Raw genomic sequence first — 15,001 nt, forward strand, 5'->3', positions numbered from 1 at the left:
TATGTTTGATATGATGAAAATGATGGGCAAGTTGAAGGAAGTCCAGGAAAAAATGAGGATTGCTCAGGAGGGCTTGAAAGATATTACGGCAGAAGGCGAATCCGGAGCGGGCATGGTTAAGGCTACCGTAAACGGACAAAAAGAACTTATCGATTTGCAGATAGACCCATCCATTATCAATCAGGACGATAGTGATATGATGAAAGACCTGATCATCGCAGCAACCAATAAAGCAATTCAGACGGCAGAAATCAAAGCCAAAGAACATCTTAGGTCAGCTACCGATGGCATGATGCCGAACATTCCAGGGTTCGACCTCAACAATATGATGTAAATGTCAAAAGTTGCGGTTGTAATACTCAATTATAATGGAACAGACTATTTAAAGGAATTCCTCCCCTCAGTCATCCAGCATACTCCCGAGGCAGAAATCATTGTTGCAGATAATTGCTCAACAGACCATTCTCTCGATGTACTGAAAAACCAATTCCCAGGAGTACGTATCATTATACTCCCTGAAAATTATGGGTATGCAGGAGGATATAATGAATGTCTGAAACAGGTTGAGGCAGAATATTACCTTCTTCTTAACTCAGATGTTGAGGTAACACCGAATTGGCTGGAACCACTCGTCGAATACCTGGATGACCATCCTGACTATGCTGCTGTCCAACCCAAGTTACTCGACTACAACAACAAGGAATATTTTGAATACGCCGGGGCTGCTGGTGGCTTTATAGACCAGTGGGGTTACCCCTATTGTCGGGGTAGAGTTTTTGATGTTATTGAACATGACAGTGGTCAGTACGATTCCTTTCTGGATATTCATTGGTGTTCGGGCGCATGCTTTTTGATTCGCTCAAAGGTATTTCACGAATTAGGCGGTTTTGATACCGACTTCTTTGCCCACATGGAAGAAATTGATCTCTGCTGGCGAATGATGAATCGTGGATTTCTTTCAGGGTATCTTCCACAATCCAAAGTATTCCATGTTGGTGGTGGGACACTCAATAAGACAAGCCCTAATAAGACCTATCTTAATTTCAGAAATAATATGGCCATGCTTATTAAGAACTTACCCTGGCCAACACTGCTGTGGATTTATCCGTTGAGAGTCATTTTAGATTTTTTGGCTGCCCTTAAAATGTGGTCTGATCAGGGATCAAAGCACTTTATGGCAGTGATTCGATCTCATGCCTACGTGATAAAAAACAGTCGAAGAATTTTAAGAAAAAGGTCAGTTACGAAAAGAATCCCATCTCAAATCCGGCTTCTGGAAGAATTTTATATAAGAAAAAGAAAAACTTTTTCAAGCTTCAGTAGTACCAAATAGCATTGTTTCTTCTTCTCAGCAGTTTCCTGAAATTCATGATAAATGCCAGCCCCAGATAGATGATAACGGGGGACCCAAAGGTCAAAAAAGAGCCGTAAATGAACAATAAACGGATATTTGAGGTAGGTATTCTAAACTTTTCACCTAACCGAGTACAGACCCCAAAAGCATATTTTTCTAAAAAATCCTGCATCTTTTATGAATTTATACAGAATCTATTGATTTTCGATGGAACAAATATAATAAAACCACATCCAGTTTGTTTTGGATGCATTTAGTATAAAGTTTATTTTTCCGTATTATTGCGATTAAATAATAGGAATTACACCATTATTATTAACAAAGAAAATTTAAAAATGATCCACATGAGAAAACTTAACCTGGCGACGGCTATACTTGCGGGAGCAGTTGTATTTTCCGGCTGTACTTTGAGCAAGATGATCAAGCTAGCAAAAGATCAGGACTTACAGGTAAGTCCTAATCCGCTTGAGCTTCACGGAGGCGAGATTCCGTACGAGATGTCTGTGGTTTTACCTCCTAAAATGTTGCCTACTGGCAAAACCTATACCGTCAACACCTATTACGTCTATGGTGATCAAGAAGTAGCAGGCGGGTCTATCGAGTTCAAAGCCGAAGACTTCCCTAACAGCAGTTCATCTACTTCTAGAAAAAGTGCAAGTTTCTCAATACCTTATCAATCGGGAATGAACCCGGGCGAACTTTTTGTAGAAGGTATTGCTTCCGATCCGGAGAGCGGAAAATCTAAAACTTCTCCAAGAATGCAAGTAGCAACTGGTCTTGTTATGACTGCGACCTTTGCTAAACCTGTTATTTACTCGTCTTATGCAGATCATGGCTATAATGAGCAGGAAGAGCTAATTCCTACTAAAGTTGATTTCTACTTCGAACAAGGTATTTCAAGATTGAATCCTTACTTCAAGGTAGATGGTGAAAACAACAAAACTAAGAGTAGCAACCTTTCAGCTTTTATCGCAGAAAAGAACGTAACCAGAACTGTTACTATTACTGGTACTCACTCACCTGAAGGTCCTGAAACTATCAACAGCAACCTTGCTGAAGATAGAGCTCAGACTATCGAAGATTTCTACAGAAAGCAGATGAGAAAGTATGACTACAAAGGAATGTCTGATTCTATCAAGTTCATCCTGAAGCCTGTAGTTCAAAACTGGAACTCATTCAAAGCAGCTCTAGCTGATTTCGAAGGTCTTGATGAAGAGCAAAAGGGTAAAGTAACCAACATCATAAATGGTACTGGTTCTTTCGAAGACAAAGCGAAAGCAATTGGTGAACTTTCTTATTACAGCACTATTCTTGATGAAATCTACCCAGGCTTAAGAACAGCTCAGACTGAAATCTTAACTGTAAAAGAGAAAAAATCAAATGCTGAAATCGCTGTATTAGCGAAACAAATTGTTGAAGGAAAAGCTGAGGCAGACGTGCTTAGCGATGAAGAGCTACTATTCTCTGCTACTTTGACTCCTTCTCTTGATGAGAAAGAAGCGATCTACAAAGCTGCTACTAAGAAATCTGGTTCTTGGGCTGCTCACAACAATCTTGCTGCAGTTTACCTTGAGAAAGCTAAAGCTGGTGACAAGGCAATGATCGAATCTGCTCTTACTCAACTTGAGATTGCTAAAAACAAAAATGGTAACGCTGCTGAAGTTCACGCGAACATGGCTGCTGCTTACATGCTTCAAGGTGCCTATGATCAGTCTCTAGAGTCTGCTATCGCTGCTGAAGGTGCCTCTCCTTCCAACACCACAAAAGGTAATGTTAAAGGAATGAAAGGTTCAGTTCAGTTAATGCAAGGTGACTATGAAGAAGCAAAAGCTTCTTTCGCTTCGGCTACACCAAGTGATGTTGTAAGCTTTGACTACGGTTTAGCTTCTCTTCTTAACGGTGATGCTGAAGAAGCAAAAGGTCAGCTTAGCAAAGTTACTGGTGACGAATTGATGGCTGAGGCTGCTTATCTAAGAGCTATAACTGCTGCTAGATTGAACAACACTAATGATGTGGTTAGCAACCTTAAAGCTGCTGTTGAAGCTGATCCTTCTTTGAAAGACAAAGCTTTAAACGATTTGGAATTCAACAAATATGCTAACGCTGTGGCGGAAGCATTGAAATAATTGAAATAACATTAATGAAAAGCCTTCCAATTATGGGAGGCTTTTTTCATTTATAGCCCTTTATGAATTAATTTAGCGCAGCTAAAAATCAAAATAAGAAATGCGAGAAATACAATTTAGAGAAGCACTCAGAGAAGCGATGAATGAAGAAATGCGCAGAGATGAAAAAGTGTTTCTTATGGGAGAAGAAGTAGCAGAATATAATGGTGCTTACAAAGTGAGCCAGGGCATGCTTGAAGAATTCGGTGCTAAACGAGTTATTGATACTCCAATTGCTGAGTTAGGGTTTGCCGGACTTGGTGTTGGTGCGGCAATGAACGGTCTAAGACCAATCATTGAGTTCATGACTTTCAACTTTTCTTTGGTTGCTATTGATCAGGTAATCAACAGTGCCGCTAAGATGATGTCCATGTCAGGTGGACAAATTCAGGTTCCTATTGTATTCAGAGGTCCTACAGGTAACGCAGGACAGCTTAGCTCGCAGCACTCTCAAAACTTTGAAAATTGGTTCGCAAACACTCCCGGACTTAAGGTAGTTGTCCCTTCCAATCCATATGATGCGAAAGGATTGCTTAAATCTTCCATCAGGGATAATGATCCTGTGATCTTCATGGAATCTGAATTGATGTATGGAGATAAAGGTGCTGTTCCTGAAGAAGAATACCTGATCCCGATCGGGCAAGCCGAGGTTGTTAAGGAAGGAAATGATGCCACACTGGTTTCTTTTGGTAAAATGATGAAGGTTGCCAACGAAGCTGCAGAGGAAATGGCTAAAGAAGGTGTAAACGTTGAAGTGATAGACCTAAAAACAGTAAGACCTATTGATTACGCTACCATTGTTAATTCTGTTAAGAAAACAAACAGGCTGGTAATCGTGGAAGAGGCATGGCCATTAGCCTCTATCTCAAGTGAACTTAGCCATCATATCCAACGCAATGCGTTCGATTATCTTGATGCCCCTGTTCACAGGATCACAAGTAAGGACCTTCCTTTACCATACGCTCCTACACTTATTGAAGAAATCCTTCCAAGCGTTAAAAGAACTATTGAAGCAATCAACGCCGTTTGCTATAGGTAATTAAGGCTCGGAATACAACATAAAAAAAGCCTCGATTCTTTAGAATCGAGGCTTTTTTCTTGCCCCGGAAAGCAAAAGTTATTATTTCAACAATCCGGAAAGCGCCTTCGCTCCTCCCATTTTGTTCATCGTTTTCATCATTTTACGCATCTGCTGGAATTGCTTTAACAGCTGATTCACCTGATTGACAGAAGTACCACTACCCTTTGCGATCCTTTGTCTTCTGGAACCATTAATGAGATCCGGGTTTTCCCTTTCAGTCGGTGTCATAGATTTAATAATAGCCTCTATTGGTTTCAATGAGTCATCATCTATATCTACATCCTTAATGGCCTTACCTACTCCGGGAATCATACCTAAAAGATCCTTCATGTTTCCCATCTTCTTGATCTGCTCCATCTGAGATAAGAAGTCATCAAAACCAAACTGATTTTTCTTAATCTTCTTATTGATCCTTCTAGCCTCTTCCTCATCAAAAGTTTGTTGCGCCTTTTCTACCAGGGAAACAACGTCACCCATGCCAAGGATTCGATTAGCCATCCTATCCGGATGAAAAAGATCAATGGCATCCATCTTTTCACCGGTACTGATGAATTTGATCGGTTTTTGTACTTCATTCCTAATCGAAAGCGCCGCTCCACCACGAGTATCACCATCTAGCTTGGTAAGGACCACCCCGTCGAAGTTCAGACGTTCGTTGAAGGTCTTCGCAGTATTTACCGCATCCTGACCAGTCATTGAGTCAACTACGAACAAGGTCTCTGAAGGCTTAACCTCCCTCTTTATCGCCTCTATCTCATTCATCATCGCCTCGTCAACGGCAAGACGACCGGCGGTATCTATGATAAGTGACTTCTTTCCATTTTCTTTCGCATACTTAACTGCATTTTTGGCAATTTTGATAGGATCCTTCTCATCCACTTCCGTATAAACCTCCACTCCTATCTGCTCACCCAATACCTTAAGCTGATCAATCGCAGCAGGTCGGTAAACATCACATGCAGCCAAAAGAACAGTTTTCCCCTGTTTCTTAAGAAGACTGGCAAGTTTCCCGGAGAAAGTTGTCTTACCAGAACCTTGTAGACCAGATATTAGAATCGTATTCGGAGAACCTTCCAGATTAATCGGAACGTTCCTTTCTCCCATTAAAACAGTTAACTCCTCTGCTACAATTTTTGTAAGCAATTGACCAGGAGAAACAGCAATTAAAACATCTCTACCGAGTGCTTCAGCTTTAATCTTATCTGTTACATCCTTGGCTACTTTATAGTTAACATCGGCATCGATCAACGCCCTACGAATCTCCTTAACAGTAGTTGCTACGTTGATTTCAGATATTCGTCCTTGTCCCTTGAGTGTCTTAAAAGCCTGATCAAGCTTTACACTTAAACTGTCAAACATATTCTTTCCTCTTTTCCAGTTGCAAAAATAAATAATTGATCGGTTTCGCAACCTGCAAATGAATATTTCAGTATTATGATATACGAAGTACCTTGTATTACATAATAATAAAATATGAAACGCCTTTTTATTCTTTCCACACTGGCCCTATTGCTTTCCCACTTCAACTACGCCCAGGAAAAAGTCAAACCAGGTCAATTAGCAGGGGATTGGAAACTGATTATTGACATTGATGAGGCCTTTGATGAAGCAAAGGAGGAACTGAAAGACGATGAGCAGCTGGTTGGATCACTCTTACTTTCTTCTATTTCCGGTCTGGTGGGAGGACTACTCGACAACGTCAATGTATTTTTTGAATTTGAAAAAGGAGGAGATTTAACAGTAACCGTGGAGGCATTTGGGGAAACGGAAAAAGAGTCATCCAATTGGAAAATTGATAATCGCGGGAGGTTATATCTCGATTATGAAGATTCTTTTTCAATCAATGAGGAATCCTACTGGATGCTCCAGAACAATATTCTGGTCAATTATGACGAAAACGACGAACCGAACAATATTTACCTTGTGAAGATTCTATAATAAATACCATATTTAAGGTATTTCATAACAATATTTACTCGTTTCATTGAATAGATGGTAACAATTAGTTTATTTTGTTCAAAATCTAATACAAACACCGTCTACCGTAATGAATCGAAACAAAATCACCCGCACAATTCTGTTAAGTTTCATATATGCACTACTCCTCACCTTTTTTGGTTGGCCTGAAGAAACAGCCACTCCGGATTTAGTTGAATGGAGCGCGAACTCAATCCAGAGCTTAGCTTTCTTACTGAAATAAGGGTAATTACTTATCAAGAATCCCTTTTATATCTGCTGGTGAATAATTCACCGATTTGAGTGTTTTATGATCTCCCTTCCGGTAAACCAGGAATTTACCATCCTCTTTTTTATAGTAGGCATCCGTTTCTTTATTCGAAACATAATGAGCCACTGTATTCTTTGCTTCTTCTTCGGTATCACATGCCTTACTCATGTTTGAACGCTGTACTTCATTGAACAGCTCAACAAACTTCTCTCCCAAACCAAATTCCAGGACAGCTCCTGACAAGACGTATTGAATATCGCATAGTGCATCTGCAATCTCTACAAGGTCCTTATCCTTAATCGCTTGTTCCAGTTCCTTCAACTCCTCCCTGATTAATGACACACGTAAATCGCACCTGCTTTCAGATGGTATACTAGGCGATTCCAGAATTGGGTGTTTGAAAGTTTTGTGAAATTCAGCTACCTGATTGAGTGCGTCTATTTTGTCCATATTACTTTGAAGAATTTTGTTTTTCTTTTCTGATCGCCAAAAATAAAAAGTATAAAAATCCCCCAACAACAAGTCCGAGAATAAATATCATACTGAGCACAGTTACCGTTGTCATAGCAATTATTTACAAAATGTTCTGAATAGGTATCTATTGAGTATCAAACCCACCAATATCACAGCTCCCCACTGCGTAACGATCGAAGCATTGCTATAGACATCCCTCCAATTCCAGTTCCCGCTTGCATCAAACCACGGGAAAGCGCTGTATCCCTGCGACATCCACCAATAAATCAAGAACACCCCAATAAATAGATTAAATATCAGGGAATAACGAAAATAGGCATTCGGAACCCGCATATCAGAGTCCAGATCGATAAGTTCCTTTTTGAATTTATTAGCACCGTATCTTACCGTCGCAAAGCCAATAAACAAACCACTCAAGATAAGACCAACTCCCCAGACCCAATCCTGATTGGAAAAGAAGTCTAATGAAAAAGCGGATGGGAAACCAATAGCCACGAACGCTACAAAAAGAATCCACTTATTGGCTTCTTGAGGTACTCCTGCACGTTCAAGGTTCGACTTAAAAAGCTCAATCATGGGGAGAAACGAACTGAATGCGGCCAATGACAATGCAAGGAAGAAAAACACAGACATGAAATAGCCTCCAGGAACATTCGCAAAGAGCTTTGGAATAATCGTGAAAGTCAAAGCCTGGCTTCCTGACTGAAGATGCGCAATAGCTTCTGATTCACTTGCTGCAAGTGCAAATACAGCAGGCAAAATGGCTATTCCTGAAATCAAAGAAGCAGTATTATTTCCAAACGCCCCAATGAACGTATTAAGAGTGACGTCCTCCTTATCTCTTGAGTGAGACGATATAGTCATCATTAAGCCCCAACCCGCCCCGGTGGACCATGCGGACTGCGACAGTGCCTCAATCCACACAGTAGGATTGCTAAAATGGTCTACATTGATAGAAAACATATATTCCAGGCCACTAACACCATTGTCCATTAACAAGGCCGAAAACCCTATAATGATCAAAAGCACAAAAAGCCCGGGAATAAGTACCCTGTTAGCCTTTTCTAAACCATTCTTTATCCCTTTCCCAATTACAAAAAGACCAATAATTATAACCACAATGTAGGTACCCACAGTAAGCCAATTGCCATTGGAAATTTGATCCCACTGGTCTTGTAGGTAGACAGGGTTGCTTTCCAGTTTTTCACTCAGGGTAAAACCATGAATAACACTATCATATAAATTGATAAGAGAAATGCCGAGGTATTCGAGGGACCACGCGGTAACAACGGAGTAATAGAATGCAATACCCAAAGTGCAGACCGTAATAAAGAAACCCATCCAGGTTAACTTACTTCCTGCTAATTGGCCATAAGATCCAATTACTCCACTCTTATATTTCTTCCCAATAGAGAACTCGGCCAGTAACAATGGAATGGACCAGACAAGTAAGAACAATATCCACAATAAGATAAATGTCCCTCCATATTGACCGGCTAGTCTTGGAAAACGCCATAAGTTACCCGCACCGATGGCCATCCCCAACGAAGCCAGAATGATCCCCCATCTGCTACTAAATTCCTGCCTTTCCGACATATCAACCTTTCTTTTTACTTACTGATATGATGGTAGTATACAGGTATATCAAAATAAGTGCAAGTAAGAATAGCCCCAAAAAGCTTCCTCCCATTCCAATATGTCCAACATGAAGATCTAAACCTAAAGTAACCAGCAATGCAATGAGTATCCCCATTAAAGCTTCACCTGTGATCAGACCGGAAGCTACAAGAAGCCCAGCGTTTTGCGCCTTGTCTTTCACAGCATCAGACACTTGATTGCTTTTGAAACTTCTATCCACCAGGTAGGCAATCACCCCTCCAATAAATATTGATGAATCCAATTCAAATGGAAGATATAGTCCAACTGCCACAGCCAAAACCGGCATTCGGAAATCAGAATTGATCTTCTTTAAATACAGGTCAGATATAATTATCAACACCCCAATGCATCCGCCGATGATAATAATAGTCCAGGGAAGTTCCCCACCGAAAATACCAGTGGCCACACTCATCATTAATGTCGCCTGAGGCGCGGTCAAAGGATTAGGAAATTCCGGCGTTGGGCTTCCTATCCCTTTAGAGTGCAGCAATAGATTCAAAACTGGAGCGATCAACAACGCTCCTGCAACCACTCCGATCATCTGCATGATTTGCTGGTTTCTCGGAGTTGCACCCAACACGTGTCCTGCCTTGAGGTCCTGCATGTTATCCCCGGCAATTGCCGCTGCACAACAAACCACACCTCCGACGAGAATAGCTCCAGCCGCACCTTTTGCAGGATCTGACGACCCCATCAAAAGCAATAAAAGAATTGCGGTGGTGAGAATGGTTGCGATCGTCACTCCTGAGATAGGGTTGTTTGAACTGCCTACCAGTCCTGCCATGTATCCGGCCACAGCCGAAAACAGGAAGCCTGCAACGACCATCATCAGAGCCATAAACAGCGTAATAGGAATGTCCTTAATAATAGTGATATAAATAAAGAAGACGGGAACGATCATCACACCTATACCTATAAATACCCATGACATAGGGGTATCCAGTTCAGTTCGTAAAATTTCTTCTGTCCTTGCAGCCCCTTTCTTGAAGGCCTCTACTCCGGATTTGAACGCCGCACCTAATGCGGACCTCAAATTAACTAATGCCCACAGCCCCCCTACAACCATAGAACCCACTCCTAAAAATCGCATCTTAGCACTCCAAAGAGCTCCTCCCAAAGCTTCAGGAGAAACCTGACTTACATCATCAAATTTTCCAAGTGCGACCAATTCAGCTGCTACATTTCCAAACCCATTCATACCAACATAAGTTGGTATGGCAATCCACCAGGTGATCACTCCTCCCATAAAGACAAGGGTCGCTATATTAAGACCAACAATATAGCCTACTGCCACCAGAGCCGGAGACAGGTTTAAACTGAAGTACAAATAGGCCTTGTCCCTTATGACAGTCGCCCTTTCAAATATACCATGCCACAATCCCATTGCTTCCGCTCCAAACTTGAATATGGCTCCAATCAAACTACCGTAGATTAAGAACTTCACGGATTTACCCCCCTTCTCTCCTGACTTCAGTACCTCGGCGGTTGCAACCCCTTCCGGAAACATTAATTTCTCCTTGACAATCAAAGCACTTCGCAATGGAACAGTAAATAAAACTCCAAGGACTCCTCCACAAATGGATATTATGGTCGTTTCGAAATAATTAAACTCCTGCCAATACCCCATGATCACCAGTGCCGGTATCGTAAAGATCACGCCGGCAGCAAGAGACTCACCGGCAGACGCTGCAGTTTGAACAAGATTGTTTTCAAGAATATTCGAGTTCTTGAAAAGTTTAAGAATAGCCATTGAAATAACCGCTGCAGGAATTGATGCAGAGACAGTTAATCCGGAAAATAAACCAAAGTATGCATTAGCCGCTCCCAGAATTATTGAGAGCGAGGCACCAATGAGAATAGATTTAAAAGTAAGTTCTGTAAGACGCGTTTCGGGAGAGATGTGGGGTTGGGACATAACAATACCAGGTTAATGAAATTAAAATCTAGTAAAAATTAGTTCTTCTTGAAACAAAAAAGGTGACCTTAAGTCACCTTTTAAAACCTTGAAGATAAAGACAAATACCACTTTGTTCTATTGATTTACTGCATATTATATTGATGGCAGCATAGACTCTCAAGCGGTATGGTTTAAATCTTTCTTGATAATTCTGCTAGTAGCCTTAATCCTTCCTTCAAATACGGATCATCCGAGAGCTTTTCCTCCGTTTCATCTTCTGTAACGACTTCATCCGCATCAATTGAAGTCGCCAAATCATCTGTACCGTCCTGATTCTTGCGAGTATCGAAATTTAGCGATATCTGGTTGTCCGCATTCATCCTTTTTATCTTGTTAACCTCATTGAGGAGATCAATAAGGTCCTTATCATCCGACAAATGCTTCTGATAGATTTTACTAAGCTTCTCGATCATCTCATCAGTCACTTTATTTGTGCTGTAAAATCTTGATGTCTTAATCTCATCCCATGGCAAGGCGTTCGGTCTACTACCCTCTCCAAACTCTTCCCCATCATAAGGTGAAGGAAACGCTATATCAGGAGCCACTCCAAGTCTCTGTGTGCTGCTACCAGTCACTCGATAAAATTTAGCCAGCGTCAACTTTAGCTGTCCTACCGGCAAATCACCTGAGAGCACCTCCGACCTCATTCTTACCAGCTCATCCACTTCATCTTTTGAAAAATTCTTGCTCAGGACTTCCCTTTTCAGCTCATTAGCTACTGAACGCTCTAATCCTATCAGGTTCTGAACCGTACCTTTCCCAAAGGAGTTTTCCCCGAGAACGATTCCTCGTTTATAGTCCTGGATAGCACCTGAAAAAATCTCGGAGGCTGATGCACTGTAGCGGTTAATCAATACGGCCAACGGACCATCATAAAACACCCCATCGTCCTCATCCTCATGTACATCAACCATTTCAAGTGGGTTCTTAACCTGAACAACCGGACCATCAGGAATAAACAACCCTGTTAAAGTAATTGCTTCATCAAGTGACCCTCCTCCATTATATCTAAGATCTATCATCAGGCCATCAATGCCATCCGCCTGCAGGTCAGTGATCAACTTCTTTACATCTCTGGTGGTACTCTTGTAGTCCGGAACACCTTTACTCCTTTCATCAAAATCGATGTAAAAACTGGGGACGGTTATAACTCCCAATTTGTAAACTTTATTACCTTCTGTTATTGGAATAATTTCAGCTTTGGCTGAAGATTCCTCCAACTTAATCTTGTCTCTCACCAACCTTAAGGTATCCGGAAGAGTACCCATTTCCTGGTTTGCTTTCAAAATTTGCAATCTCACCACAGTTCCTTTCGGACCTCTGATCTTTTGAACCACATCATCCAGTCGCCAGCCTATTACATCTTCATATTCCCCGTCATCTCCCTGAGCCACACCCACGATCTTATCATCCTTCTGTAGAAACTTGCTTTTGTATGCAGGCCCTCCTGGTATCACATCAGCTATCACCGTATAATCCAACTGCTGCGTTAATCGCGCCCCAATACCCTCCAGTGATTTGGACATTTCAATCTTAAAATTATCCCGATCTATAGGCGAGAAGAAATCTGTATGGGGATCATATGCACTTGTAAACGCATTCATATAGGCCTGATACACATCCTCACTGTTATATTGTATCAACGCCTTTTCAATTCGATTGTACCGTTTGGTTAGGGACGTACATATATCATCCCATTCTTTACCTGCCAGCTTATAACTAAGCGCCTGATTCTTTATGATCTTCCTCCATATCTCATTGAGCTCTTCGGTGGTTTCAGGCCACGGCATTTTTGATCGGTCCGCTACCAAATATTCATCCTCAGAGTAATCGAACTCATTTTCAAGTAAGGTATACACATGAGCTATGCGCTGTAAGGCCCGCTCACGATATAAAGTGAATACCTGAAAGCCAAATTCCACATCCCCATCCAGAATCGCATCATCTAGGTCATCTTTGTATTTCTCAAAATAGGCCACATCATTAGCAAGAAAGTATGACTTATTAGGATCAAGGGATGAAAAGTAGTTATTGAATATGGTGTTTGACAACGAGTCATCAATAAACACCTTGTTGTAATGATAGTTATTCAATAGCCCTACGATCACCTTCGTTTCTATGGCGTGCTCCGGCTTAGGCGCTAATTCCTGAAGGGAATCTACCTGCGCAAATGAACTTGTTACAAGACCAAGAAATAAAACTATCCCTAATATATATCTCCTCACATCTCTCATAATGTTGACCTTTTAATTCTTCACTGGTATAAACTTGCAAGTAACATGCCGTCTTTTAATTAACACAGCTTATTGCCAGATTATCACGGCAATGAGATGTTAAAAGTTATTAAAAACCGGAATAAAATCATTCATGATCCCATACCAAAGCAGCAGCACCAAGTATGGCAGCGTTCTTTTTAAGCATTCCGGAAGGCAGTAATTTTACTTTTCCTTTATAAAATGGAAGAAGGTTTCCCTCAAGATGTCGTCTTGTAGGCTCAAAAATCCATTCACCTGCCTTAGCCAATCCTCCGAGAAGGAAAAAAGCTTCAGGGTGCGAAAATGTTGTGAAGTTTGCCAGTTGCTCTCCAAGAATTCTCCCCGTCATCTCGAAAGCTTTGATAGCAATAGGATCACCGTCTTCAGCTGCTTTGGTGATAGTTTCTCCGTGCAGATTGTTATATGAATAGTTTCTCAAAACACTATCTTCCAATGAATCAGACAAGAGGTGAAAAACTGTTCTTTTGATTCCCGTTGATGACACATAGGCTTCCAGTCCGCCTCTACGGCCCAGTCCTGTCATTCGTCCATTTGGATCAATAACCACATGCCCCAACTCCCCGGCTTGAGAATCAAAACCATATACGAGTTTACCATTACAGACTATACCACTACCAAGTCCGGTACCCAGGGTAATGACCATGAAATCTTTCATGTTCTGAGCGTTACCGTAGATCATCTCTCCAATGGCCGCAGCACTTGCGTCATTAGTGATATAAACGGGGTGATCAAATCGCTTCCCGAACTCCTCAGAAAATGGCACTACTCCTTTCCACTTCAAGTTGGCGGCGTACTCAATTGTACCTCTGTAATAGTTGGCATTAGGAGCTCCTACTCCATACCCAACAATTTCATGTTCAAAATCAAGTTTTCCTCTAAGTTCCTGAACCAATTTCTGGAGGTGATCGAGGTACTCTCCAAAATCTTCATACTTTACGGTGCTAAAATCTTCATGGACAAACAGCTCTCCCTCCCTGTCTACTAACCCTACTTTGGTGAGAGTGCCTCCAATGTCAATTCCAACAGCTAATTTCTTACTCATAAATCAATCTTTTCAATTCGCCAAAGATATGAAAGTGCGGTTTCTTACAAACAAGAAAAAGGGAATACATATCATTTACATACCGCACCGCACGAATTGATATTTTGGTAAGCAAAAAATGCTGGCTCCATAAAACTATAATTATCTCCCCCAGTAGTAAATAACAGTCATAACTTACAATCCAGTTATTCTTTCTTAATTTTCAATATGGGATTGCTATGGTTTAACTATTAGGCATTTTGAGGGGTTAAAGTATAATTTACAAGGAATTCGGCTCCATTTGGCGACACCTAAATCGCGGTCATAATCTTATTGATTACAGTATATGAAGGAATACTTATTCGCTTACGGTTTACTGAAACGAAAGTATAGTTCGAACCCAATTTACGGAGTTCCGCCCATGCCCATAAAGTACGTTGGAGTAGGTATTTACCAGGGAAAGCTCTATCGGGTTGCTCATTATCCCGGGGTCAAGTATGACCCAAAATCCTCTAACAAAGTAATAGGAGATGTTTATGAGGTGAATAATCCCTTTTTCCTTAATCGTATGGATGCTTATGAAATGGCCTGGCCTTTGATCAAAAAATTTCCGGAATACAGGAGGGTAAAGCGGCCCGTAATAGTAAAGGGAAAAACTATTCAATGCTGGGTATATGAATATGAAAAGCCCCTATCGCCTTTAAAGCGGATTTTTTCAGGAGATTTCTGATAACCTGTACGTTTAATTTCAATCATTTTTAGGTATATTACTTATCACGGTACTGAA

At 41.1% G+C, this 15,001-nt stretch carries 13 protein-coding genes; 6 read left to right on the forward strand and 7 right to left on the reverse strand.

Features of this window, described 5'->3' with window-relative positions; translation table 11 throughout:
- Position 1 precedes the first annotated feature (1 nt).
- A complete protein-coding gene (locus NXR94_RS11350; protein WP_258104747.1) occupies positions 2–334 on the forward strand; it encodes a YbaB/EbfC family nucleoid-associated protein in 333 nt (110 codons plus the stop codon).
- The gene (locus tag NXR94_RS11355; protein ID WP_258104748.1) at positions 335–1,333 is read left to right on the forward strand and encodes a glycosyltransferase family 2 protein; all 999 of its coding nucleotides are present in this window, start codon (positions 335–337) and stop codon (positions 1,331–1,333) included.
- Here NXR94_RS11355 and NXR94_RS17185 read toward each other — a convergent pair.
- Positions 1,317–1,526 carry a PspC domain-containing protein gene (locus NXR94_RS17185; protein ID WP_258104749.1) on the reverse strand — a complete coding sequence of 70 codons (210 nt, stop codon included), beginning with the start codon at positions 1,524–1,526 and terminating at the stop codon, positions 1,317–1,319. The two genes, NXR94_RS11355 and NXR94_RS17185, sit on opposite strands and share 17 nt — an antisense overlap.
- Before the next feature lie 172 nt (positions 1,527–1,698).
- Between NXR94_RS17185 and NXR94_RS11365 the strand changes: the two genes are divergently transcribed.
- Complete coding sequence (locus tag NXR94_RS11365) at positions 1,699–3,480, forward strand: lipopolysaccharide assembly protein LapB (protein WP_258104750.1); 1,782 nt, start codon at positions 1,699–1,701, stop codon at positions 3,478–3,480.
- A 100-nt stretch (positions 3,481–3,580) separates the two neighbouring features.
- A complete protein-coding gene (locus NXR94_RS11370; protein WP_258104751.1) occupies positions 3,581–4,558 on the forward strand; it encodes a pyruvate dehydrogenase complex E1 component subunit beta in 978 nt (325 codons plus the stop codon).
- Between the two features lie 81 nt (positions 4,559–4,639).
- On the opposite strand, the gene ffh is transcribed toward NXR94_RS11370, so the two are convergent.
- Positions 4,640–5,959 carry a signal recognition particle protein gene (gene ffh / locus NXR94_RS11375; protein WP_258104752.1) on the reverse strand — a complete coding sequence of 440 codons (1,320 nt, stop codon included), beginning with the start codon at positions 5,957–5,959 and terminating at the stop codon, positions 4,640–4,642.
- 114 nt (positions 5,960–6,073) lie between these two features.
- Here ffh and NXR94_RS11380 point away from each other — a divergent pair, with 114 nt between their 5' ends.
- Entirely contained in the window at positions 6,074–6,538 is a 465-nt protein-coding gene (locus NXR94_RS11380) for a hypothetical protein (protein ID WP_258104753.1), read from the forward strand.
- 268 nt (positions 6,539–6,806) lie between these two features.
- Here the strand turns inward: NXR94_RS11380 and NXR94_RS11385 are convergent, their stop codons facing one another.
- The 5 genes from NXR94_RS11385 to NXR94_RS11405 form a co-directional block, all read right to left on the reverse strand.
- The gene (locus NXR94_RS11385; protein WP_258104754.1) at positions 6,807–7,277 is read right to left on the reverse strand and encodes a nucleoside triphosphate pyrophosphohydrolase family protein; all 471 of its coding nucleotides are present in this window, start codon (positions 7,275–7,277) and stop codon (positions 6,807–6,809) included.
- A gap of 120 nt (positions 7,278–7,397) precedes the next feature.
- A complete protein-coding gene (locus tag NXR94_RS11390; RefSeq protein ID WP_258104755.1) occupies positions 7,398–8,897 on the reverse strand; it encodes a sodium-dependent transporter in 1,500 nt (499 codons plus the stop codon).
- A gap of 1 nt (position 8,898) precedes the next feature.
- The gene (locus NXR94_RS11395) at positions 8,899–10,875 is read right to left on the reverse strand and encodes an OPT family oligopeptide transporter (protein ID WP_258104756.1); all 1,977 of its coding nucleotides are present in this window, start codon (positions 10,873–10,875) and stop codon (positions 8,899–8,901) included.
- A 173-nt stretch (positions 10,876–11,048) separates the two neighbouring features.
- Positions 11,049–13,151, reverse strand: a complete 2,103-nt coding sequence (locus tag NXR94_RS11400) for a carboxy terminal-processing peptidase (RefSeq protein WP_258104757.1) — start codon at positions 13,149–13,151, stop codon at positions 11,049–11,051.
- 127 nt (positions 13,152–13,278) lie between these two features.
- Positions 13,279–14,235, reverse strand: a complete 957-nt coding sequence (locus tag NXR94_RS11405; protein ID WP_258104758.1) for an ROK family protein — start codon at positions 14,233–14,235, stop codon at positions 13,279–13,281.
- 325 nt (positions 14,236–14,560) lie between these two features.
- Here NXR94_RS11405 and NXR94_RS11410 point away from each other — a divergent pair, with 325 nt between their 5' ends.
- Positions 14,561–14,944 (forward strand): gamma-glutamylcyclotransferase, encoded by a 384-nt coding sequence (locus NXR94_RS11410; protein WP_258104759.1) that lies wholly within the window; start codon positions 14,561–14,563, stop codon positions 14,942–14,944.
- Positions 14,945–15,001 lie beyond the last annotated feature (57 nt).

The sequence above is a fragment of the Marinoscillum sp. MHG1-6 genome, assembly GCF_024714475.1.
Classification (GTDB): Bacteria; Bacteroidota; Bacteroidia; order Cytophagales; family Cyclobacteriaceae; genus JAMZMI01.